The 22,709-nt window shown below is 40.7% G+C and carries 27 protein-coding genes; 16 read left to right on the forward strand and 11 right to left on the reverse strand.

What is annotated here, in order from left to right:
* Positions 1-5: 5 nt before the first annotated feature.
* A complete protein-coding gene (hppD, locus tag FY048_RS09685) occupies positions 6-1,061 on the reverse strand; it encodes a 4-hydroxyphenylpyruvate dioxygenase (RefSeq protein ID WP_446090978.1) in 1,056 nt (351 codons plus the stop codon).
* A gap of 528 nt (positions 1,062-1,589) precedes the next feature.
* On the opposite strand from hppD, the gene FY048_RS09690 reads away from it, so the two are divergent.
* Entirely contained in the window at positions 1,590-2,060 is a 471-nt protein-coding gene (locus FY048_RS09690) for a DUF523 domain-containing protein (RefSeq protein ID WP_446090979.1), read from the forward strand.
* A gap of 4 nt (positions 2,061-2,064) precedes the next feature.
* On the opposite strand, the gene FY048_RS09695 is transcribed toward FY048_RS09690, so the two are convergent.
* Both FY048_RS09695 and pncA read right to left on the reverse strand, forming a co-directional pair.
* Positions 2,065-3,027 (reverse strand): bile acid:sodium symporter family protein, encoded by a 963-nt coding sequence (locus FY048_RS09695; RefSeq protein ID WP_446090980.1) that lies wholly within the window; start codon positions 3,025-3,027, stop codon positions 2,065-2,067.
* A 40-nt stretch (positions 3,028-3,067) separates the two neighbouring features.
* Entirely contained in the window at positions 3,068-3,712 is a 645-nt protein-coding gene (pncA, locus tag FY048_RS09700) for a bifunctional nicotinamidase/pyrazinamidase (RefSeq protein WP_446090981.1), read from the reverse strand.
* Positions 3,713-4,040: 328 nt separating this feature from the next.
* Here pncA and dapA point away from each other — a divergent pair, with 328 nt between their 5' ends.
* From dapA to purC, 3 genes are read left to right on the forward strand one after another with little or no spacing between them, the layout of a single operon-like run.
* A complete protein-coding gene (gene dapA, locus FY048_RS09705) occupies positions 4,041-4,934 on the forward strand; it encodes a 4-hydroxy-tetrahydrodipicolinate synthase (protein WP_446090982.1) in 894 nt (297 codons plus the stop codon).
* Positions 4,935-4,949: 15 nt separating this feature from the next.
* Entirely contained in the window at positions 4,950-5,555 is a 606-nt protein-coding gene (locus FY048_RS09710) for a lipoprotein-34 precursor (NlpB) (protein ID WP_446091013.1), read from the forward strand.
* 35 nt (positions 5,556-5,590) lie between these two features.
* Positions 5,591-6,310 (forward strand): phosphoribosylaminoimidazolesuccinocarboxamide synthase, encoded by a 720-nt coding sequence (purC, locus tag FY048_RS09715; RefSeq protein ID WP_016139778.1) that lies wholly within the window; start codon positions 5,591-5,593, stop codon positions 6,308-6,310.
* Between the two features lie 56 nt (positions 6,311-6,366).
* Here purC and FY048_RS09720 read toward each other — a convergent pair whose 3' ends face one another.
* On the reverse strand, positions 6,367-6,834 hold the full coding sequence (locus FY048_RS09720) for an Lrp/AsnC family transcriptional regulator (RefSeq protein WP_446090983.1): 468 nt from the start codon (positions 6,832-6,834) through the stop codon (positions 6,367-6,369).
* A gap of 132 nt (positions 6,835-6,966) precedes the next feature.
* Here FY048_RS09720 and FY048_RS09725 point away from each other — a divergent pair, with 132 nt between their 5' ends.
* Positions 6,967-7,536: a LysE family translocator gene (locus FY048_RS09725; RefSeq protein ID WP_446090984.1), complete on the forward strand. Its 570-nt coding sequence runs from the start codon at positions 6,967-6,969 to the stop codon at positions 7,534-7,536.
* Positions 7,537-7,640: 104 nt separating this feature from the next.
* Here the strand turns inward: FY048_RS09725 and FY048_RS09730 are convergent, their stop codons facing one another.
* From FY048_RS09730 to FY048_RS09740, 3 genes are all read right to left on the reverse strand, one after another.
* Complete coding sequence (locus FY048_RS09730) at positions 7,641-8,909, reverse strand: replication-associated recombination protein A (protein ID WP_446090985.1); 1,269 nt, start codon at positions 8,907-8,909, stop codon at positions 7,641-7,643.
* A 102-nt stretch (positions 8,910-9,011) separates the two neighbouring features.
* A complete protein-coding gene (locus tag FY048_RS09735) occupies positions 9,012-10,184 on the reverse strand; it encodes a PQQ-dependent sugar dehydrogenase (protein WP_446090986.1) in 1,173 nt (390 codons plus the stop codon).
* A gap of 108 nt (positions 10,185-10,292) precedes the next feature.
* The gene (locus FY048_RS09740) at positions 10,293-10,751 is read right to left on the reverse strand and encodes a YcgN family cysteine cluster protein (protein WP_446090987.1); all 459 of its coding nucleotides are present in this window, start codon (positions 10,749-10,751) and stop codon (positions 10,293-10,295) included.
* Positions 10,752-10,944: 193 nt separating this feature from the next.
* On the opposite strand from FY048_RS09740, the gene FY048_RS09745 reads away from it, so the two are divergent.
* The 8 genes from FY048_RS09745 (at position 10,945) to ahr (ending at position 16,232) form a co-directional block, all read left to right on the forward strand.
* Positions 10,945-11,103, forward strand: coding sequence for a DUF1328 domain-containing protein (locus tag FY048_RS09745; RefSeq protein WP_002053759.1), 159 nt, complete (start codon positions 10,945-10,947; stop codon positions 11,101-11,103).
* A 170-nt stretch (positions 11,104-11,273) separates the two neighbouring features.
* Positions 11,274-12,011: a dienelactone hydrolase family protein gene (locus FY048_RS09750; protein ID WP_446090988.1), complete on the forward strand. Its 738-nt coding sequence runs from the start codon at positions 11,274-11,276 to the stop codon at positions 12,009-12,011.
* Between the two features lie 183 nt (positions 12,012-12,194).
* Positions 12,195-12,557, forward strand: a complete 363-nt coding sequence (locus tag FY048_RS09755) for an HIT family protein (RefSeq protein ID WP_005300389.1) — start codon at positions 12,195-12,197, stop codon at positions 12,555-12,557.
* 141 nt (positions 12,558-12,698) lie between these two features.
* Positions 12,699-13,733: an A/G-specific adenine glycosylase gene (gene mutY / locus FY048_RS09760; RefSeq protein WP_446090989.1), complete on the forward strand. Its 1,035-nt coding sequence runs from the start codon at positions 12,699-12,701 to the stop codon at positions 13,731-13,733.
* Positions 13,734-13,780: 47 nt separating this feature from the next.
* Complete coding sequence (locus tag FY048_RS09765; RefSeq protein WP_446090990.1) at positions 13,781-14,317, forward strand: M23 family metallopeptidase; 537 nt, start codon at positions 13,781-13,783, stop codon at positions 14,315-14,317.
* 9 nt (positions 14,318-14,326) lie between these two features.
* Complete coding sequence (locus FY048_RS09770) at positions 14,327-14,572, forward strand: hypothetical protein (RefSeq protein ID WP_001287364.1); 246 nt, start codon at positions 14,327-14,329, stop codon at positions 14,570-14,572.
* A gap of 32 nt (positions 14,573-14,604) precedes the next feature.
* Positions 14,605-15,165: a DNA-3-methyladenine glycosylase I gene (locus FY048_RS09775; protein WP_446090991.1), complete on the forward strand. Its 561-nt coding sequence runs from the start codon at positions 14,605-14,607 to the stop codon at positions 15,163-15,165.
* Between the two features lie 38 nt (positions 15,166-15,203).
* Complete coding sequence (gene ahr, locus FY048_RS09780) at positions 15,204-16,232, forward strand: NADPH-dependent aldehyde reductase Ahr (RefSeq protein ID WP_446090992.1); 1,029 nt, start codon at positions 15,204-15,206, stop codon at positions 16,230-16,232.
* 2 nt (positions 16,233-16,234) lie between these two features.
* Here ahr and FY048_RS09785 read toward each other — a convergent pair whose 3' ends face one another.
* On the reverse strand, positions 16,235-17,659 hold the full coding sequence (locus tag FY048_RS09785; protein ID WP_446090993.1) for an aminotransferase-like domain-containing protein: 1,425 nt from the start codon (positions 17,657-17,659) through the stop codon (positions 16,235-16,237).
* A 90-nt stretch (positions 17,660-17,749) separates the two neighbouring features.
* Between FY048_RS09785 and FY048_RS09790 the strand changes: the two genes are divergently transcribed.
* Complete coding sequence (locus FY048_RS09790) at positions 17,750-18,124, forward strand: hypothetical protein (RefSeq protein ID WP_446090994.1); 375 nt, start codon at positions 17,750-17,752, stop codon at positions 18,122-18,124.
* Here the strand turns inward: FY048_RS09790 and FY048_RS09795 are convergent.
* Positions 18,108-19,010, reverse strand: a complete 903-nt coding sequence (locus tag FY048_RS09795; RefSeq protein WP_446090995.1) for a LysR family transcriptional regulator — start codon at positions 19,008-19,010, stop codon at positions 18,108-18,110. The genes FY048_RS09790 and FY048_RS09795 overlap by 17 nt on opposite strands.
* 120 nt (positions 19,011-19,130) lie before the next feature.
* On the opposite strand from FY048_RS09795, the gene dkgB reads away from it, so the two are divergent.
* Together dkgB and FY048_RS09805 are read left to right on the forward strand one after the other, a co-directional pair.
* Positions 19,131-19,934, forward strand: a complete 804-nt coding sequence (dkgB, locus tag FY048_RS09800) for a 2,5-didehydrogluconate reductase DkgB (RefSeq protein WP_446090996.1) — start codon at positions 19,131-19,133, stop codon at positions 19,932-19,934.
* 4 nt (positions 19,935-19,938) lie between these two features.
* Complete coding sequence (locus tag FY048_RS09805) at positions 19,939-21,129, forward strand: MFS transporter (RefSeq protein WP_446090997.1); 1,191 nt, start codon at positions 19,939-19,941, stop codon at positions 21,127-21,129.
* Between the two features lie 40 nt (positions 21,130-21,169).
* On the opposite strand, the gene FY048_RS09810 is transcribed toward FY048_RS09805, so the two are convergent.
* Positions 21,170-21,823, reverse strand: a complete 654-nt coding sequence (locus FY048_RS09810; RefSeq protein ID WP_004790231.1) for an START domain-containing protein — start codon at positions 21,821-21,823, stop codon at positions 21,170-21,172.
* Between the two features lie 50 nt (positions 21,824-21,873).
* Positions 21,874-22,695 (reverse strand): 4-hydroxy-tetrahydrodipicolinate reductase, encoded by an 822-nt coding sequence (gene dapB, locus FY048_RS09815; RefSeq protein WP_016139763.1) that lies wholly within the window; start codon positions 22,693-22,695, stop codon positions 21,874-21,876.
* Positions 22,696-22,709 lie beyond the last annotated feature (14 nt).

The following is a 22,709-nucleotide window of genomic DNA, read 5'->3' on the forward strand; positions in this document are numbered from 1 at the left end:
TCAGCTTATTTAGTTTCGAGAACACCACGGCGAATCTGGTCACGTTCAATTGACTCAAATAACGCCTTGAAGTTACCTTCACCAAAGCCATCATCATCTTTACGTTGAATAAATTCGAAGAAGACTGGACCAATCATGTTTTCAGAGAAAATTTGCAATAACAGTTTCTTCTGACCATCTTTAGTATTGCCGTCTAGCAAAATACCACGCTGTTTTAACTCGTCAGTCGGCTCACCATGCTCAGGTAAACGTTCTGGTAGCATTTCATAATAGGTGTTTGGCGGCGGTGTCATAAATTTCAGACCAAGGTCCTTTAACTTATCCCAAGTCGAAATTAAGTCATCACAAATAAACGCGATATGTTGAATACCTTCGCCATTAAAATCAGACAAGAACTCTGCAATTTGGCCGTTTCCTTTGTCTGAATCTTCGTTTAACGGAATGCGGATCATGCCGTCTGGCGCTGTTAATGCTTTAGACGTTAAGCCTGTATATTCGCCCTTAATATCAAAGTAGCGAATTTCTTGGAAGTTAAAGATTTTTTCATAGAAGTTTGCCCAATACTCCATACGGCCTTTGTAGACATTATGAGTTAAATGGTCAATCTCGTTTAAGCCTGCACCCACTGGATGTCTTTGGGCATCATCAAAGAAAACAAAGTCATTTTCATAAATATCGCGGTCAACTAAAAAGATTGGCATGCCACCAATACCTTTAATTGCGGGAATGTTAAGCTCCATTGGCCCAACTTTTGAATACATCGGTTCAGCACCAAGCTCTACTGCTTTCTGGAAAGCTTTTGCTGCATCATGTGTTTTAAAGCCCATCGCACAAGCCGATGGACCATGTTCATTAAAGAAGAATGAAGCATAAGATTCTGGCTGATAATTCAGGATAATATTGATATTTCCTTGACGCCATAAGTACGCTTCTTTCGATTTATGCTTGGCTACTTTTGAAAAGCCAATTGTTTCAAAAACTGGATCTAATTCATTTTCTTTTGAAACAAACTCAATAAATGCAAAACCGCATAATTCTAATGGGTTCTCTAAAATATCCATCTAGTTTCCCTCGGGTGATTACCTGTTCCGTTTATCTCTATTGCTGATCAATTCAGCTCCTTTCTCTATAGAATACGTATTTATTGGCTAGGTCTTTGAACCGTCAAAATGCCTTAACCCAACGCATCCTATGAGAAAAAAACGAATCACTAAAACGAAGATATGATGAGCGTGAAGCTTTTGATGATTAATTCCCGTTCCATTTGGTGTTTATTTTCCATATACACTGTCCTTTCTTATCTAAAAGTACGATTGAGATTTTTCACTAAACCCTTAAAAATCGTCTTTTCCTAAAAATCATTTATAGATTTATGGAGACCAACATCCTTGTTGGATCTCCAATGGCCATTTACCTTAAAACAGATGCTACTAAAAACAATTAAATTATGCAATACATAACTTGATTATGAATTGCATAATTTTAGTAATCTTTTAATTTGTCTGTTTTTAAAATGAATTGTCATATTCCATATTCTGTTTATGATTCTTAATCTTCAAAAATCTCACCTGCTTTGAGTTTGGAAAACTATGCTTTTAATCAGCGCATGTTTAATTGGCGAACCTGTTCGTTATGACGGTAAATCTTGCCTAAATATTTTACTTAAGCAGCTGTTAATCAATAAAAAAGCTCATGCTCTTTGTCCAGAGTTATTAGGTGGTTTTACCACTCCGCGCTTACCCGCAGAAATTGTGGGAGGTACAGGACAAGATGTTCTAGATGGCAAAGCAAAAATTACCGATTCATCTGGTTTAGATGTAACAACGTTATATTTAAAAGGTGCTTACCGCACTCTAGAAATTGCACAGCACATAAAAGCAAGCTGTGTCGTCTTAAAAGAAAATAGCCCTTCTTGTGGTAGTCAAAAAATTTATAACGGGACTTTTCAAGGAGAGAAAATTTCGGGAGTTGGGATTACCACAGCGCTTTTACAGCGCCATGGTTTTGAGGTGATTTCTGAAAATGAGATTGAAGATTGGTTAGTAACCCATCCTCTTTAATGAATTAGTCAGCTTTTACTTGAATGGGTTTGTCTACCTGCGTACGACTTGCCCAATAAGTCGCCAGTGCAGGCCCAGAAATATTGTGCCAAAGGCTAAAAATCGCGCTTGGCACTGCGGTAATCGGGGAAGCCGCAAAATGTACTGCTGCGAGCGCAACACCTAAACCTGAGTTTTGCATCCCTACCTCAACGGCAATGGCTTTACTGTCCGCATAAGGCAATTTAAAGAACCGTGCTGCTGCAAAACCTAACAAATACCCAAATCCATTATGCAATATCACTACAGCCAAAATGAGCAAGCCCGATTGTAGAATGGCTGCTTTGCTCCCACCAATAATGGCTGCCACAATCGCTACAATTGCAATCACTGAAACTAATGGCATGACTTGAATATAGGATTCGACTTGACGCTTGAGCCATGTTCTTAAAATTAGACCAACGACAATAGGAAGCAACACCACCTGCAAAATCGAAATAAACATCGAAGCTGCATCAATCTTTAACCACTGACTAGCAAGCAGATAGAAAATAGCAGGTGTTAATACGGGTGCTAAAAGCGTAGATACCGATGTACAGGCTACTGATAAAGCCACATTGCCTTTGGCCATGTAGGTAATCACGTTTGAAGCCGTTCCACCTGGGCAACAACCCACCAAAATCACACCCACCGCAATTTCAGGGGGCAAATTAAATAATTTACATAGAACATATGCTAAACCGGGCATCACCACAAACTGGGCAACAACCCCAATCAACACAGCTTTAGGGCTTTGCAATACACCTTTAAAGTCATCTACAGTCATGGTCATTCCCATACCAAGCATAATAATGCCCAAAATCCCTGGAATGTATGCTTTGAGCCAAACAAAAAAATCAGGCTGCCATAGCGCTAGTGTTGCAAAAACAATCACCCATAGGGCAAACGTTTTTTGAATAAATTGGGTAAAGCGCAGTAATGCAGACATACTTTCTATCCCTAAAAATTAAAATACTAGACCAATAGACTTAGCGCCCACTCAACAGATCAATCGATTGAATGCGGTCAACACCTTGTTGCTGCATGGTTTGCCATGCTTGTTCCAACGAGCCATTTAAATCAATAGCTTTGCAAGCATCTTCAACCACTAAAGTTTTAAAACCTTGCTTAACTGCATCTAAAGCAGTCCATGCCACGCAAAAGTCCGTCGCAATTCCGACTACATAAACCGTATCAATGCCACGCTCTTTTAAGTAACCCGTTAAACCCGTCATTGTGGCATGATCTGCTTCCATAAAAGCCGAGTAGCTATCAATATGAGCATGAAAGCCCTTTCGAATAATCAGTTGAGCTTTCGGAATATTTAAATTCGGGTGGAACTCGGCATCTTGGGTGCCTTGTACACAATGCTTAGGCCAAAGCACTTGTGGTCCATAGTCGAGTTCAATGGTTTCAAATGGCTGCTTGCCCGAATGGTTTTGTGCAAAAGAGATATGATTATCGGGATGCCAATCTTGCGTTAGAACAACATTTTGAAAACAATCAGAAAGTTGGTTAATCGCTGGAATAATTGTGTCAGCATCGGCAACTGCTAAATTTCCACCCGGTGTAAAACCATTTTGTACATCAACTACGATTAAAACCGCATTTTTTGGCTGTTTATTCATTTTCATGTCATCTTCAATCCCAATCGGGAAATTGCATTCTATCTTGCCATAAAAAAAGCCCATATTAAGTAAGGCTCAGTCGAATCAAGCCGTATTGTTATATTTACTGACCCTTCTCACCCCTGCAATACCAACACATCCTATCTTTTCCTCAAGTTTACATCGCGATTATCCGTTAGGCGTATTGTTCTTATGCGTCTGATCAGTCATAATTTGCATAATTGTCATTCAACAATCTGTTATTGTTAGAACTGGACAATCAAAATACTGCAACCATCCCACATTTTGTTTTTCTTACCTTAGATTCGGATGGATAAATAGGATATTTTTAAAAATGACTCAGCAAGCACAGACCATTCAAGGCTCAATCGTCGCAATCGTCACACCTATGTTGAAAGACGGCGGTGTAGATTGGAAGGGTCTTGAGAAGCTGGTTGAGTGGCACATAGAACAAGGTACAAACAGTATTGTAGCCGTCGGTACAACCGGCGAAGCCTCAACATTGAGCATGGAAGAGCACACACAGGTTATTAAAGAAATTATTCGTGTAGCCAATAAACGTATTCCAATTATTGCCGGTACTGGTGCAAACTCAACCCGTGAAGCAATCGAACTAACTAAAGCGGCTAAAGATCTTGGCGCAGATGCAGCCCTACTTGTTACACCATATTATAATAAGCCAACTCAAGAAGGCCTCTACCAACACTATAAAGCGATTGCTGAAGCCGTAGAATTACCACTTATTCTTTATAACGTACCTGGCCGTACGGGTGTAGATCTTGCAAATGATACAGCTGTACGTTTAGCAGAGATCCCTAATATTGTCGGTATTAAAGATGCAACAGGTGATGTACCTCGTGGTAAAGCTTTAATCGAGGCTTTAAACGGCAAGATGGCTGTATATTCAGGTGATGATGATACTGCATGGGAACTTATGCTTCTTGGTGCAGACGGTAATATCTCTGTGACAGCAAACGTTGCGCCTAAAGCAATGAGCGAAGTATGTGCTCTTGCAATTGCCAAAGATGAACAAGAAGCGAAGACGATTAACAATAAGATTGCAAATTTACACAATATTCTATTTTGCGAATCAAACCCAATTCCTGTGAAATGGGCACTACATGAGATGGGACTGATTGATACTGGTATTCGTTTACCACTCACTCCTCTCGCTGAGCAATATCGCGAACCTCTCCGCAATGCCCTAAAAGATGCGGGAATTATTTAATAAGAGCAATTTATGATGCAATTACGTCTTGGTTTAGTCCTTGCAGTTTCAGCCTTGAGTTTAGCTGGTTGTGGTCGCTTCGCAATTAATAATCACTCTTTAGATTATAAAAATGCCAAGCAACTTGCCCCGCTTGAGTATCCTGCCGACGCAACTGTACGACCAGTGACGCCTTTGTACCCTGCACCAACTGTTGACCAGCTCGCTATCGAGCACGCGCCGAAGTTTGAAAACCAGCGTGGTAACCGTTTTGCATTGCCACGCCCTGAACAAACTCAGGGTAACAATGCAACAGCAGATACATCTGCTCAAACGACAACTGCGCTTGGACGTCCTCAGCTTGTGACCGACGGTAATAAAAACCCATTATTAAAAGTTGATGGGAATACGACCGAGATCTGGCAATACACCAAAGCGACATTAAGTACTTTAAATTACAACATCATCGCTCAAGGTAGTAATCAGGCGACGATTAAAGTAAATGACAATACTTATGTGCTTAAACTCACTGGTGTGGGTTCAAGTCATACTCTTGCTCTATTTAATGTAGACAATACTTTTGCAAGCCCAGATGTGGCTGCTGAAGTGTTAAACCAGATTTACCAAAATTGGCCAGCCTAGTCGTTTACTAGGCATTTTTTTTAAAAGGTTCCCTCATGTTAAAACAAACCTTGCTCTATACTGGTAAAGCAAAATCTGTATATGAAACAGACAATGCCGACCATCTGATTTTAGTCTTTCGTGATGATGCCTCTGCGTTCAACGGCGAAAAAATCGAACAACTAGATCGTAAAGGCAAGGTGAACAACCTTTTTAACGCCTTCATTATGGAAAAACTTGCTGCTGCGGGTATTGAAACGCATTTTGAAAAATTACTTTCTCCAACTGAAGTGCTTGTTAAAAAACTTCAAATGATTCCAGTTGAATGTGTAATTCGTAACTACGCAGCTGGTTCTCTATGCCGTCGTTTAGGTGTAGAAGAAGGCAAAGAGTTAACTCCTCCTACATTTGAATTGTTCTATAAAGATGACGGTCTAGGCGACCCAATGGTTAACGAATCTCAAGCGATTGCTTTAGATTGGGCGACTGCTGAACAATTAGAGCAAATGAAAGTGTTAACTTACCAAGTAAACGATGTATTAAAAGCATTATTTGCTGAAGGCAACATGATCTTGGTAGACTTCAAGCTTGAATTCGGTGTTTTCCATGACCGTATTGTGCTTGGTGACGAATTCTCTCCAGACGGCTGCCGTCTATGGGATAAAGATTCTAAGAAGAAACTCGACAAAGACCGTTTCCGTCAAGGTTTAGGCGGTGTTGTTGAAGCTTATGAAGAAGTTGCTGCTCGTTTAGGCGTAGATTTATCTGCTATCTAATCGTTCAAACTTTATGAAAAACCGGGCTTTAGCCCGGTTTTTTATTTTTCAATATCTTATATATGAGTGTATTTATTTTTAGTGGTATCCATCACTAAAAAACTGGTAATTGATGTAATCGATGGAATAGTCCCTAAGACATCTGTATGAAACTTTTTATAGGCCTTAATATCGGCCACTTCTACCCTAAGTAAATATTCAACAGAACCAGTAATGGTATGACATTCTGTCACCTCAGGTGAAGCCAAAATCACTTCTTCAAAATATTTTAAAGATGCTTTTGAATGATTAGAAAGCCCAATGGTTACATATACAATAAATCCAATGCCTAAAAGTGAATAATCAATAATCGCTTTATAGCCTTGAATGATTCCAACTTTTTCTAATTCCTGAACTCTTCGTAAGCAAGCTGAGGGAGATAAACCAACCCGTTCAGCCAACTTAATATTAGTTAAATGTGCATCTCGCTCAAGCTCACACAATATCTTTCGGTCCAATCGATCCAATTCAATCATTAATTGCATTAAACTCTATTTTTATGATTAATATACAATCAAATTGCGCAGAATAAACAATAAAATTATATTTATCCTAATTATTTCACTAACTTCATGAACTCTTCACTTTTTGTATCTTATCTTTTGTTCTGTATCGTTATGACATGTACTCCTGGTCCAAATAATATATTAGTAATGCTTTCTGGTGCTCGCTTTGGCATACTCAGAACCTTCCCTTTAGTCTTAGGTATTGCTTTTGGTATTGGTATTCAACTTGTAGCTATTGGCATAGGGATGAAACAAATTTTTCATGTTTACCCACAGTTTCAATTTATTTTAAGCTTAATCAGCTTTATTTATATTATTTGGTTAGCATGGAAAATTGCATCTAGCGGTCCACTAAACATAGAGTTGGAACAAAAACCATCTATGGGCTTTGTACAAGGTGCAATTTTTCAATGGATCAATCCCAAAGCATGGATTATTGCCATTAGCACAATCGCAACCTATATCTCCTTCAACAGTCACTTAAGCGATCTCATCAATGCTGCTCTTATTTTGATGCTCGTTTCTATTCCATGTGTTGCAATATGGGCTGTTGGTGGTATTTTCTTACGGCAATTCTTGATAAAACCCATATTTGCTTTAACCTTTAATATCACAATGGCAATTACCTTATTAATCGCCGTATTACCTGCAGCGCTACAGATAATGAACATAGTAATTTAGCCATACTAAAAGTAAATTCATCACATCATAAAACAATTCCAACATGCTTATTGAGCAGCCCAATTCTGAATCATTAGACAAAGGACAAATCAAAATTTAGCTTTTTATTGCTGTTGTTGCTGCCAACGTCTTTGCTGTAAGCGCTCACCTTCAACCTCACGCTTGTTTCTTGCAGACTCATAGAGTTTGCTTCCCTTTAACTCAGGTGGCAAATAGTCTTGCAGTACAAAGTGTTCAGGGTAATCGTGCGGATAGAGATAGTTAATTCCATAGCCTTGTTGTTTCATAAGCTTGGTCGGCGCATTTCTCAAATGCAAAGGCACAGGTAAATTTGCCGTTTTTTCAGCAAGTTCCAAGGCCTTATTAATCGCTAAATAAGTACTATTACTTTTTGCACTCGTTGCTAAGTAAACCGCGGTTTGACCCAAAATAATTCGAGCCTCAGGCATCCCTACCGCTTGTACAGAGCGGAAACACTCACCTGCTAGCAATAGCGCATTAGGGTTAGAGTTTCCGATGTCTTCTGAGGCTGCAATCAGCATACGTCTTGCAATAAAAACCGGATCTTCTCCGCCTTTGAGCATACGTGCCATCCAATACAGGGTTGCATCTGGATCACTACCACGAATTGATTTAATAAAGGCTGAAACTAAATCGTAATGCTGCTCACCAGATTTGTCATAACGCGCAATATTTTGCTGAGCAACTTTCACCACAACTGCATTGGTAATCGTGTTTTCAATTTCTGGTTCAAAGGTACTGGCAATCAGATCAAGTAAATTCAGTGCTTTACGCGCATCACCTGCTGCAAACTGAATGAGAGCATCATATTCTTCAACATGAATGTAACGATCTTTTAAGAATTTATCGGTTTGAAGTGCATTATTAAGGAGTGTTTGAATTGCCTCACTGTCTAAACTATTTAAGGTATAGACCTGACAGCGAGATAAAAGCGCACTATTCACCTCAAAAGATGGGTTTTCAGTGGTCGCTCCAATTAAAGTAATTTTGCCTTTTTCAACTGCACCCAATAAAGCATCTTGCTGTGATTTATTAAATCGATGAATTTCATCAATAAAAACCACAGGTGTCAGTAAATCACCACTTTCTGCGATGATTTCACGTAATTCTTTTACACCCGTATTCAGCGCAGATAAGCTCACAAATGGGCGATCTATCGCCTGAGCCAAAAGCAAAGCAATTGTTGTTTTACCAACGCCAGGTGGCCCCCAAAAAATAATAGAAGGCAAATGCCCCTGATCAATCATTTGACGTAAGGGCGCATGTTCACCTAACAAATGATCTTGCCCAATAATTTCAGACAAGTCTCTCGGGCGCAGGCGTTCAGGAAGTGGAATATGGGTGTCTGACATCTCAAATGGCTTTATCGTCTTTTCACTATAGTCTATTGTGTCTCACAGAAATCTACAATTTGAATCTATGAGACACGTCCGTTATTTACAGGCTGGTTGGCATTAAGAGGGCTTCTTACTCAGCTTCAGTAATCGTGCATTTGAACCGTCTTCAATGACCCAAATCGAGCCATCTTGTGCTTCATGTAACCCGCGAATGCGTTTTTTCATATCTAGTCTTTGCACTTCTTTCACGGGTTTCTGCTGTAAATCCACCACAATAATGGCTTCAGAAGATAACCCGCCAATTAAGGCTTTATTTTGCCAAGCAGGAAATTGTTGTCCGCGATAAATGATTAGGCTCGATGGAGAGATTACGGGAGTCCAGTCAATTTCAGGTGCTTTAAATTCTGGGCGAGTGTGATGATCTGGAATAGGTTGGCCTGAATAATGGTCTCCATTTGAAACGATTGGATAACCATAATTTTGACCTTTTACGATGATATTAAGCTCATCACCACCTTTAGGCCCCATTTCAACCACCCAGAGCTGTCCTTGGCGGTCAAAAGCCATACCTAAGGGATTACGGTGTCCAAGCGACCATATTTCAGCAGTGACCCCACCTTGCTTATAAAAAGGGTTATCTACAGCCGCTGAACCATCCTCATTTAAACGCAAGATTTTACCCAAGTTACTTTTCATATTTTGAGCAGGGTCAAACTTTTGTCGTTCACCTGAACTGACCCAAAGCTTACCGTCTGCGCCAAAAAGCATACGATGTCCATAATGGCCTTGTCCTGAAACTTTAGGTACTTGCTGCCAAATCTGCTTCACATCTGTAAGTTTTGGCTGATTGGCATTAGATAAATCTAATTTAGCACGTGAAATAACAGCACCAGATCCGCCTTGCCCTTTGGCTGCATAACTGAGATATATCCAGTGATTTTTGGCAAAGTCTGGGTGTAAAGCTACATCCCCTAAACCGCCCTGTCCGCCATAATTAACCGCTGGAATGCCTTGAACATCCAGCATTTGTTTATTTTTAGGATTAAAAATTTTTAATTTACCTTGCCGTTCAGTTACTAATAAACGCTGATCAGGCAAGCTGATAATCGCCCAAGGTTGATTGAATTGAGCAAATATTTCAGTTTGATAAAGTTGTTTGGTTAAGGCGGTCTGCTCTGTTTTTGCAGCCGTATTTTGTTCAAGGTTTTTTGAATTTGTATTATTAGACCCACACGCCATTAACAAAAGAAAGCTACTACATAATAAAGAGGCTGTTAGTCGTCTCATCATTTTTATCTCCTTTTGTTTTTATTGTTATATAACGGAGATGAGCAAAAAATTTACGATAAAATGTTACTTTATAATACGTTGTAATTAAAAATGCCCATCACGAGCATGTTAACGCACCCATCTTACAACGTAATCTTCAAAATCATCTTCATGAACATCGACTTCAGAAATACAACGTCCTGCAACTGACTTTTTTGCGTTAACTACGCTTTGTCTAGAGCCTGTATTCAAATAGTGCCAAGAAGGTAGGTTTTTACCTTCATTCAAACGTTTATAAGCACAGCTCGATGGTAACCAGTGAATTGTTTTTAAAGATTCAACCGTTAATTGCAGGCAGTCAGGTACTTGCTGCTGACGATTTGAATAGTCTGAACAACGCCCTGTACCACAATCAAGTAACTTGCACGCCACTTTGGTATAAGCCACCTCATGAGTATCTTCATCTTCAAGCTTAACCAGACAGCACAAACCACACCCATCGCATAAAGCTTCCCACTCAATTTGAGTAAGTTGCTCTAGTGGATAGTTTTTCCAGAAGAGTGGACGAAGTGAGGTCTCGGTAGACATAATTTTTTAGCAGCTGATGAGATAAAACAGTGTCTAAGTATAACATTGAAGTGATCCTTACGAAAAAAGAAGCTGTATTCCTAACATCACAAAATGATTGTTTAATATACATTTCAACCACATAAACGACACATTCGGTGCAAAAAACACGCTATATAGTAAAACGACAATGAAAAAATAAGGAGAACAGCATATGTTCCGTTGGGCTATCATTTTTGCAGTGATTGCACTCATTGCCAGTCTATTAGGGTTTGGTGGTGTTGCAGGGTTATCTAAAGACTTTGCCGTGATTTTATTAGTTGTGGCTGTAATTCTCGCCGTAATTGGATTCATTTCGCGAGGCAGAACGTAACCTAATCATGATCACCTAAAAAGAAGGAACTAGTTTCCTTCTTTTTTATTGCATGAAGTTTTCTATCTTTTGTTTTGATGTAGATTCTTACACAGTTATTGATATTACTTTTATCTTTTTATGCTTTAATCAAGCGTGTTTAAATCTCTTTAAATTTCAGGATTAAGGTCATGAGTACAGCAATTAAAACCCGTGAAATTCAATATACTGCACCAGATGGCAGCCATTTAATTGGTTACTTTGCGGCTCCAGATAGTGAAACACCTGTTGCGGGTGTGATTGTTGGTCCTGAATGGTGGGGTCGTAACGAATATACTGAACAACGTGCACGTGAGCTTGCTGAACATGGCTATGCTGCGCTTGCAATTGATATGTATGGCGATAAAAAAGTGACCTCGACTGCCGCTCAAGCCTATGAATGGATGATGCAGACATTTGAAAATTTAGACACGGTTACCGATCGTGCCAATACAGCGCTTCAAACTCTAGCGGCACAGCCAGAAGTAAATAGTGAAAAACTTGCTGCAATTGGCTTTTGCTATGGTGGTAAAGTCGTATTAGACCTTGCTCGCTCAGGTGCGCCACTTAAATCAATTATAACGTTCCATGCTACATTAGCTCCGAAAGCACCTGCTCAAAAAGGCAGCATTCAAGGTGAAGTTTTAGTACTACATGGTGAACTAGACAGCATGGTCACCTTAGAAGATGTTGCTAATTTTGAAAAAGAGATGCAAGCTGCTGAGGTTAAACACGAAGTAGTGGTTTTAGAAGGTGCTAAACATGGCTTTAGTAACCCGCTTGCAGATGAAAAAGCGAAAGCAAACGGTGTAGACCTTGGCTACAATAGCGAAGCTGAAAAACAAGGCCTTGCTAAAATGTACGCGTTGTTAGATCGTACTTTAAAATAAAAGAAGCCAATTTGGAGCAAATGTTTTTTCGCATTTGCTCCCTTAAATGTTTATGACTTTGCAATATTTTTACTGTATTTTTTAAACCATACTTCAATAACTATACTCCCGTTGAGCTAGAGCAAAGCCTAGTCTTATTTCCCGCACTCGGGGTTTAATGGAATAACATGAGAGGATACAACAATGACTGACAAGAAATGTCCGTATTGCGAATTTGATGAATATGACATCATTGATAAGAATGAATTTGCTGTAATTTTGCCTGATTCTAATCCGCTATCTAAAGGCCACTGTGTGGTAACACCACTACGCCATGTTCGTTCTTTTTTTGATATCACTTCTAAAGAACATCAAGGCTTACTTACACTTCTTGAAATTGCGCGCCACGAAACACAACTTCGCCATCAACCAGACGGTTTCCATATTGGTTTCAATGATGGTGAAGTATTCGGACAAAATTCAGATCATTTCCACATTCATGTCATTCCATACTACAAAAACCAACCGTTGAAACTTGACCAACGTTGGGGTGTACAAAAGGATTAATCCTTTTTATACATGAAACAGAGATTGTTCATTATCAGGTAATCTCTGTTTTAACATACTCTCGCTGTTCGCTTGCTTTAAACAAAATTTCATCTAAATTTCAGCTATAATTTAACCCTTACTTCTCTTCTATAGCTGTTCATGCCTGAATTTTCTTTTTCTGATGCCCTCTTAAACTGGTTCGATCAACATGGTCGTCATGATTTGCCTTGGCAAGTTGCAGATGATCCGTACAAAGTTTGGGTTTCTGAGATTATGCTACAACAGACTCAGGTGAAAACGGTTCTGCAATATTTTGACCGCTTTATGGAGCGCTTTCCCACTGTAGAGACGTTAGGTCATGCAACTTGGGATGAAGTAGCGCCTTACTGGGCAGGTCTTGGCTATTATGCTCGTGCGCACAATTTGCATAAAGCAGCTGGTCTTGTTACTCAGCAGGGCAAGTTTCCTGAAACACTAGAAGAATGGATTGCACTACCTGGCATTGGTCCCTCTACCGCAGGTGCACTCATGTCTTTGGGTTTACGTCAGTACGGCGTCATTATGGATGGCAACGTAAAACGCGTATTAGCCCGTTTTTTTGCTATTGAAGATGATTTAAGCAAACCTCTACACGAACGTGAAATGTGGAAACTCGCTGAAGAGCTTTGCCCTACTCATCGTAACCATGACTATACTCAAGCCATTATGGACTTGGGTGCAACTATCTGTACGCCCAAAAAACCGCTATGTTTATATTGTCCAATGCAAGAACATTGCCAAGCTTACAAGCAAGGTTTAGAACAAGAATTACCTTTTAAGAAACCGAAAAAAACACCTCCTGTTAGAACCGCAGATGTTCTTATTATTCAGTGCGAAGACGAATGGTTTTGGCAACAACGCCAAGCTCATGGTCTATGGGGCGGTTTAATCTGTTTACCCATTTTAGAAAAGGAACATGAGCGACTGAGCTTAAGTCAGCAATTTAAACTGCAACCTCAACCGCAGACCTTCCAAATCAGTCATAGCTTCACTCACTTTACATGGCTACTTAATGCTCACACGTTCCACGTGGAACCTGACCAAAAAGAACATCTGGCAATTGAACTTGAAGGCCAATGGCTAAGCCCAGAACAAGCTATTGCTAAAGGTGTTCCAACAGCTATGAAAAAATTGATCTCGACGAGTCGTTCGTGACATAGTGGGTAAAATAATTTTGATATGGCTGTGACAGGGAGTATTTTGTGCGACGTTTTGTTTCTCATTTCTCACTTGGTTTTCTGATTCTTCTATTGGCTGCCTGTGCCAGTGCACCCAAAAAACCTGCCCCTCTTCCACCCGTTCAAGTCATCAAGCTCAAAAGTATGCAGCTTCCAAATCGACTGCCTGTACCAGTGAAAGGTGTCGATCGAGACGAATTAAAAGACACATGGGGAGCTGCTCGCAGTCAGGGTCGTAGTCACGAAGGAATTGATATTTTGGCTCCACGTGGAACCAAAGTGTACAGTGCAACTGAAGGACTCGTTGCCGATCTTCGTAATAATAATTTAGGTGGCAAAGTCATCTGGATTTTAGGCCCAGCGGGAACATGGCATTATTATGCTCATCTTGATGGTCACAAACGTGGCTTAAATGTAGGTGACTACATCAAAAAAGGTGATCTAATCGGTTATGTCGGCAATACGGGCAATGCACGTTATACTTCACCACATCTTCATTACGGACTTTATCTAGATGGTAAAGGACGTGGTGCTGTTAACCCTTATTCTTATTTACGCTAGGAACACTTTATGTCGGAAGCGCTGATCAATCGCTTAGTAGAGTTTGCCGAGTCAGGCAATCAGCAAAAGATCATTTTAAATGGCAATAGCTATCAAGGCTGGATCATGGAAATCAGTGATGATGCCCTGCTAATCAGTACCGGTTTTTCAGATAAAGTTGGTAAAGACTTTTGGCTAAAGTTTGAAGACTTAACTCAAGCTGAACTGTATTATTGGGATACGCGCCCAAATGAATGGGTGCTGTTTAAACTTTAAAATTCTAAGATAAATATAAGGAGCATCATCACATGAAAACTCAACGCTGCGGATGGTGTTCCAACGATCCTCTCTATATTGCTTACCATGATGAAGAATGGGGCAAACCAGAACATGACGAAGCTCGACTATTTGAAATGCTTTGTCTTGAAGGCCAGCAAGCAGGCTTATCTTGGATTACTGTACTGAAAAAAAGAGAAAGCTACCGAGAACACTTTTTTAATCACTCTATTGCAGACATTGCTGCATTTACAGATGACTTTTTAGAACTAAAACTATCTGATGCAGGCTTAATTCGTCACTTAGGTAAACTCAAAGCCATTCGTGACAATGCGATTGCTTGGCAAGCACTTAAAGTACAAGTTGGCGACGTTCCTACTTGGCTTTGGCAGTTTGTAGATGCAGCTCCACAAAACAATGATGTTGAAGATTACCGCCAAGCTCCTGCTCAGACTGAACTGAGTTTAAAACTTTCCAAAACGCTTAAAAAGAATGGTTTCAAATTCGTTGGGCCAACCACCTGTTATGCTTTTATGCAAGCAGTAGGCATGGTCGATGATCATGAAAACGATTGTCAATTTAAAGCTTCATAACCCACCATAACGGTTCAAATCCGCTTAAGGAGTTTCCGATGAGCAATAATACGATTCAGGCTTATGCTGCAATGCAGGCAGGTGAGAAACTGGTTCCTTACCAATTTGACGCAGGTGAATTGCAGCCGCATCAAGTTGAGGTAAAAGTTGAATACTGTGGTTTATGTCATTCTGATGTTTCTGTTTTAAACAATGAATGGCGTTCAACTGCGTACCCTGTAGTTGCAGGCCATGAAATTATTGGACGAATTGTTGCTTTGGGTTCAGAAGCCAAAGGTCTACAAATTGGGCAACGTGTCGGCATTGGCTGGACCGCGGAAAGTTGCCAAGCCTGTGATGAATGTATTGGTGGACAGCAAGTACTTTGTACTGGCGGAAGTGTTGCAACAATCGTGGGGCATGCTGGAGGCTTTGCCGATAAGGTCCGTGCAGGCTGGCAATGGGCTATTCCCCTCCCTGAAGATTTAGACGCTGAAAGTGCTGGTCCTTTACTTTGTGGCGGCATTACCGTTTTTGCCCCACTCCTTAAACATAAGATTCAAGCAACACATCATGTCGGTGTGATTGGCATTGGTGGCTTAGGTCATATCGCCATTAAGCTCCTTAAAGCTTGGGGCTGTGAGATCACTGCATTTAGTTCCAACCCTGATAAAACAGAGGAACTTAAAGCAATGGGAGCCGATCATGTCGTGAATAGCCGCGATACAGACGCGGTAACAGCACAAAAAGGGAAATTTGATTTATTGCTCAGCACAGTAAACGTGACTTTAAATTGGCGTGCTTTCATTTCTACGCTAGCACCAAACGGTTCGTTGCATTTCTTGGGGCTTACCCTTGAACCTGTTCCTGTCTCTGTAGGTTCACTTATTAGTGGTGCTAAGTCAGTGACAGGCTCACCTACGGGTTCACCAGCTGCCCTGCGTCAACTTTTGAAGTTTGCGGCACGCAAAAAAATTGCGCCTCAAATTGAGCTATTTCCAATGTCACAGCTCAATGAAGCAATTGAACGTTTACACTCAGGTCAGGCACGCTACCGGATTGTGTTGAAAGCAGACTTTGCAGAATAAAACTAACTCATCGTTTTCATCTGTCGTCGTGACCAGTCCGCCAAGTCACTAATTGCTTGGCGGACATCTGCTGTTAATTCATGCCCAGCATTTAAACGAATGAAATGTCGATATCGTTCATCCTCACCAAAAACATGGCCCGGTACCACGGTAATTCCTTGAGCTTTGGCAGTGTAATACAACGCTAAGGTATCTACTTCCTTTGGTAACTGTATCCAAAGTGCATAGCCGCCTTCTGGCTGACTTAACGCAATCGAAAGGCCCTCAAAGGCTCTTAAAATACAACTGCGATATTGCTCGACCTGTCGCATTAGATTGGGTCGTAGCTGCTCTAAATGCTCTCGATAACCACGGCTATAAATAAAATCGGCTAGGCCTAATTGTAGCGGTGTATTTACGCCAATATTACTTGCCAGTAACTCCAGTCTTAAATGTTGTAGCTTTGAGCTTAAACAAAACCACCCTACCCGATATGCACTCGACAGCGACTTAGAAACTGACCCACACCAAATGACATAGCCTTCGCGGTCCCAATAGCGAATCGGTAGCGGGCGTTCATTGCTGTAACCACATTCACCAAAAATATCGTCTTCAATAATAAAGCACTGATACTTTGCAGCTAATTCAGCAATCTTTTGTTTTTCTGCATTACTTAAACAATATCCTAAAGGATTCTGATAATTGGCTGTCATCAGGCAAACCTTTGCCAAACCCTGCTGCATCAATGACTCTAAACGTTCAAGATCAATGCCACGATGATGCGCTGGAATTTCAATAATCTGCCGTTTTAAACTGGCTAAAAGCTGTAGCTGCCCATTAAAAGTAGGTGTCGGAATCAAAATACTATCACCTACTTCTGTTAGGTGCTGAATCACTAAAGACAAAGCAGGGATACAACCATTGGTAATGAAAATATCTTCCGTTGCAATGAAGATTCCATCTTCGCGCCAATGATCAGAAAGCGCTTTTCTTAATTGCTCATGCCCTTGTTTATTACAATAGAGAAAGTCTTGTGGCTGACAATTTTTTAAAGCTCGTTGAATAGAACGACGTAAACCCTCTATGGGAATAAAATGCGGCGTCAACTGAATCGAACCCAACGGTACAAGATGGCTTTGTAAGGCTGCTTCTTGAATTTGGTTATGCAACTCTAGATTTGAGACTTGCCGAGGTAAAGACAAAAAGTCTGGGCTATCCGGAATAGGGCTAGACTGGGTACGAGCAACCACAAAATAACCCGACTTCGGCTTCACATAAATAAGCCCCCTCGCCTCAAGCAATTCATAGCAACTTTTTGCCGTGCTTAAGCTAATAGTGTGCTGACGAGCGAAATCTCGTAACGAAATCAGCTTTTGATGAGGCTTGAGTTCATCTTGATAAATTCGATGTGCTAATTGATTCGCAAGAACCTGATATTGAAAAGTCATTCTGTGCTGCTTTTTTAAAAATTTCTGTATCTGTACTGGTTTATAGAACACCTTTACGCTATATAAATCAACTCAAATAGTAGCAAGATCATGAAATTAAAAGCTATATTGTTATTTACTGTTGTTTTAGCAGGTTGCCAAACTGAGCCACAAAACGAGCAGTACAGACATACCGTTTGCCAAAGCCTGATTGAAGGTTATTTAAAAATAACCAATCAACAAGACTATAAAATGGAGCAGCGCACTGATGATGAGTCTAGTACGATTTCTCATTATCAATATCAGCGTAATAGCTCAAATGAAGTTGTCATGGTGAATTCGGCCTATTCCAAACTATATTTTACTTGCCGACAACAGCAAAAAAGCTATTTTCTGGCACAGCATTTATCAGAGGGACAAATCACTCCAATTTTAGAAGTTCATTTTCCAACTGATGGGTATGCTACTTTTAGAGAGCGCTTTTAAAACCATCTTTTAACTGTTCTACCAAAAACTCAATGAATAAACGGATTCGTTTTGGTAGATGCTCTTGTTGATAATACACAGCATGGATGCTTTGATATTGATGTTCAATTTGGTCTTCGAATAATGCAATCAATCGGCCTTCTTGAATATCTTTCCAAATTTCAAATTCAGATAGTCGTGCGATACCATGGCCTCTAATCGTGAGTTGGCGTACCGTCTCACCACTAGAAGCTTTAATGTTTGCTTGTGCGAAAAAATATTCATCGCCGACTTTAATCGGCCAGCTATTAATATAGGCAGGTCTGGTAAAACCAATCAGATCATGCTGTTCGAGTTGTTCAGGTTGTGTTGGTGTTCCTTTAATCGCTAAATATTCTGGACTCGCAACAATAAATAAACGACTTTTACACACCAGTTTGGCATGAAGACTCGAATCATTAAGTTCCCCAAACCGAAATGCCACATCGGTTTTTTGCTGTAATAGATCAATCACCTGATCATTACTATTTAACTCAATTTCAATATTTGGATAGTACTCACGAAACTTATGCATTAACGGCGCAATCACGTGTAAAACAAACGGCGTTGCTGAATCAATACGAATGAGTCCCGCGGTGCCCTGATCAGATTTTTGTAGTTCTTCTTCAGCCGCATTTAGCTCATTTAAGATTTTACGGGCCTTTACCAGAAACTGTTGCCCTTCTTGAGTGAGTTTCAATTTACGCGTTGTTCGTTCTAACAAAGTCACATCTAACTTCGCTTCCAAACGTGTTAAAGATCGGCTAACTCCCGAAGGTGTTTGTTTTAAATGCTCTGCTGCCGCAACAAAAGAACCCGTATCAACGATTGCAATAAACGCGACGAGTTCTTCAATGGTTGATTTCATGTCTTATTCAATTATTGACTAATGATCAAAGATATTTTGCTTATTCATCTATTTTTTCGCAACAATAAAAAAAGCAAAATGCACATCAAGTTAAATGATTATTCAAATTTAGGTAAACACATGAATATTCCACGTTTTGGTCTAGGTACTTTCCGTCTTAAAGAACAAGCAGTCATTGATTCTGTTAAAAATGCGCTAGATGTAGGTTACCGTGTAATTGATACTGCTCAAATTTATGACAATGAAGCAGCAATTGGCCAAGCCATTGCCGAAAGCGGTGTATCACGTCAGGACTTATTTCTAACTACAAAAATCTGGGTAGATAATTTTGCTCAAGATAAGTTTATTCCAAGCTTAAAAGAGAGCTTAGAAAAGCTTCGTACTGACCATGTCGATTTAACTTTGATTCATTGGCCAGCACCAGATTTAGGCGTTTCGATTCCTGAAATCATGAAGCTTTTACTTGAAGCGAAACAACAAGGCCTTACCAAACAAATTGGTATTTCAAACTTCAATATTGAGCTTACCCAACAAGCAATTGATACAATTGGTGCTGAAAATATTGCAACCAACCAGATTGAGTTAAGCCCTTATCTTCAAAACCATAAACTTGTAAATTTCTTACAAGAGAAGAATATTGATGTCACTTCATATATGACACTTGCGTACGGTAAAGTGCTTCAAGACCCTGTTTTAGCTGAAATTGCAGCAGCACATCAAGCAACAACAGCGCAAATTGCACTTGCGTGGGCATTGCAACGTGGTTTTGCAGTTATTCCATCTTCGACTAAACGTGAAAACCTGATTAGCAACTTAAAAGCACAGGATATCGAGTTAACTTCAGCTGAAATGCAAATGATTGCCGAACTTGATCGTAACAGTCGTGAAGTTAGCCCAGAGCCATGGGCACCAGTTTGGGACTAAACTCATGAACACTCAATCAAATACGGCGTTCTCGTTATTGGCATTGGCAATTGGTGCCTTTGCCATTGGCACCACGGAATTCTCACCAATGGGATTGTTGCCAAATATCGCTAATGATTTAGGGATTTCAATTCCAACGGCCGGAATGTTAATTACGGGCTATGCACTTGGCGTCATGCTAGGTGCTCCGTTTATGACCCTATGGTTTGGCGGTTTTGCACGACGTAATGCGCTTATCTTTCTGATGGCGATCTTTACGGTAGGTAACCTGATAGCGGCGTTTTCACCAAGCTATATGAGCTTATTAGGTGCGCGTCTCATCACAAGCCTTAACCACGGTGCTTTCTTCGGGATAGGTTCAGTTGTAGCAGCAAGCATTGTGCCCGCACATAAACAGGCCAGTGCTGTAGCAACCATGTTTATGGGCTTAACCATTGCCAATATTGGTGGTGTACCGTTGGCAACATGGGTTGGACAAAACATTGGCTGGCGTATGTCTTTCCTTGCGATTTCCTTGCTTGGTGTGATTACCATGCTGGCGTTATGGAAAGCTCTGCCATCAGGTATGGTTGCCCAAAAACCAAATGTAAGAGCTGAGTTGAAAGTGTTAACGCGCACTCCTGTAATCCTTGCGCTACTCACTACGGTACTCGGTTCAGGCGCAATGTTTACGCTCTACACCTATATCGCGCCAAGTTTGACTGAGTTTACCCATGCTTCACCAACCTTCATTACGTTTATGCTGATGTTGATTGGTGTCGGTTTCTCAGTGGGTAACCATTTAGGCGGTCGCTTTGCAGATTTGTCCATTAACAAAACTCTGATTGGTTTCTTGGTTCTGTTAATTGTGATGATGGTGACTTTCCCAATCCTTGCCCAAAGCCAGATTGGAGCAGCCATTGCATTAGTAATCTGGGGTGCTGCAACTTTTGCTTTAGTTCCACCATTACAAATGCGCGTAATGTCAGTCGCTCACGAAGCACCAGGCCTTGCCTCTTCAGTAAATATCGGTGCCTTTAACTTAGGTAACGCAGTAGGCGCAGCAGCAGGTGCGTTAGTGCTCGATTTAGGTTGGGGTTATAGTGCAGTGTCATTTGCTGGTGCATTGCTAGCAGGGTTAGGTTTGTTATTGGTTTTATTCCAGATCAAGCGCGAAAGTAGTCCCGCCCAAACGTTACAGCAGTGTTCAGATTAATAAAAAAAGCGCCTGAAATCAGGCGCTTTTTTTAAATTCTTTATTTTAAAATATCTGGTAATTTCGGTTGTTCATAAATCGGACTCGTCACTTCCCGTTTCATTTTCAGCAACATCTGGTAAGGCTGTTGTTGAACAAACATATTTACGAAGCTCAGCGGAATCGCACCAGCTGGGTCAGCATAACCACTTGTGGTTACTTTAACTTTGTTATTCGCTAATTTCTGGAAGGTCCAATCCCCTTCATAGCGTGTTAAGCGCACTACATCAGGTTGTATCGGATAATTACTATTAATCGCCGTGTTCTTAATGGTAATGAGGCCATTAGCCGCTTTACTCATTTTTCCTTTCACAACCACATCGCGATCTTTTAAAGGAAAAGGAAAATCTAACAGCATATAGAGTGTGAATTCACCCTTTTTCTCATCTTGAGACAACATCTGAACCTTGCCCATATAAGGGACCCACTGATCGGCACGATTTACATCTAAAATCACAGCAACAGCGCGTTCAAGTGGCACATCAAAAGTCGTTTCAGCTTTATATTGAAAGACTGGATTATCAGTCTTTTGATAGGTCCAGACTTTAATATTATTACGGTCTAAGCTGAGTTTAGCTTTTTCCGTAGAAGCAGCCCCCGTCCAGAGGCTGCTTAAGCAAAGAAGAGTGGTCAAGGCAATTTGTTTTTTATTCATGTTCTGCTCTATCTTGTTTTTCTCGCTACACATGGAATACGGACAGGGTTTTAAACCTGTACGTCGTTCAATCCTAAAACATCTTTCATGTCATATTTACGCGCTTCACGGCCCACAACCCATGCCGCAGCTCGCACTGCACCAGCAGCAAAGTTCATACGGTTCGTTGCTTTATGAGTCACTTCAACGCGCTCACCTTCACCAATGAACATCACTGTGTGTTCACCAACGATATCACCACCACGAATGGTTTCAAAACCAATCGTTTGACGGTCACGCGGGCCTGTGTGTCCTTCACGTCCATAAACAGCAACTTCTTTTAGGTTACGGCCTAAAGTATCTGCAATCGCTTCACCCATCATTAACGCTGTACCTGATGGCGCATCTACTTTATGACGGTGATGAGCTTCAATCACTTCAATATCTACTGTATCGCCAAATACTTTTGCTGCAAGCTCAAGTAACTTGATTGATACATTTACGCCTACCGAATAGTTCGCAGCGTAAACCACAGGTGTATGAGTCGCAACTTCGTCTAACTCAGCTTTTTGCTCATCTGACATACCTGTTGTGCCAATAACCATGGCAACCCCAGCTTCACGGCAAAGCTTCAAATGCTGAGCAGTCGCAACCGGCGCAGTAAAATCAATAATTACATCGCAGTCTTTCAGAACATCTGACAAGCTTCCTGAAACCTTCACACCCACTGAACCAATACCAGCAAGCTCACCTGCGTCAGTGCCGACCAAACTACTTTCCGGACGCTCTACTGCAGCAGCCAATTGATAGCCTGCCTGTTGAACTGCTTGAATAAGCGTACGGCCCATACGACCGCCTGCACCTAAAACACCAATGCGTGGAGCTGCTGACATAATCCTTTCCAATC

The sequence above is a fragment of the Acinetobacter sp. 1124_18A genome (assembly GCF_052824995.1).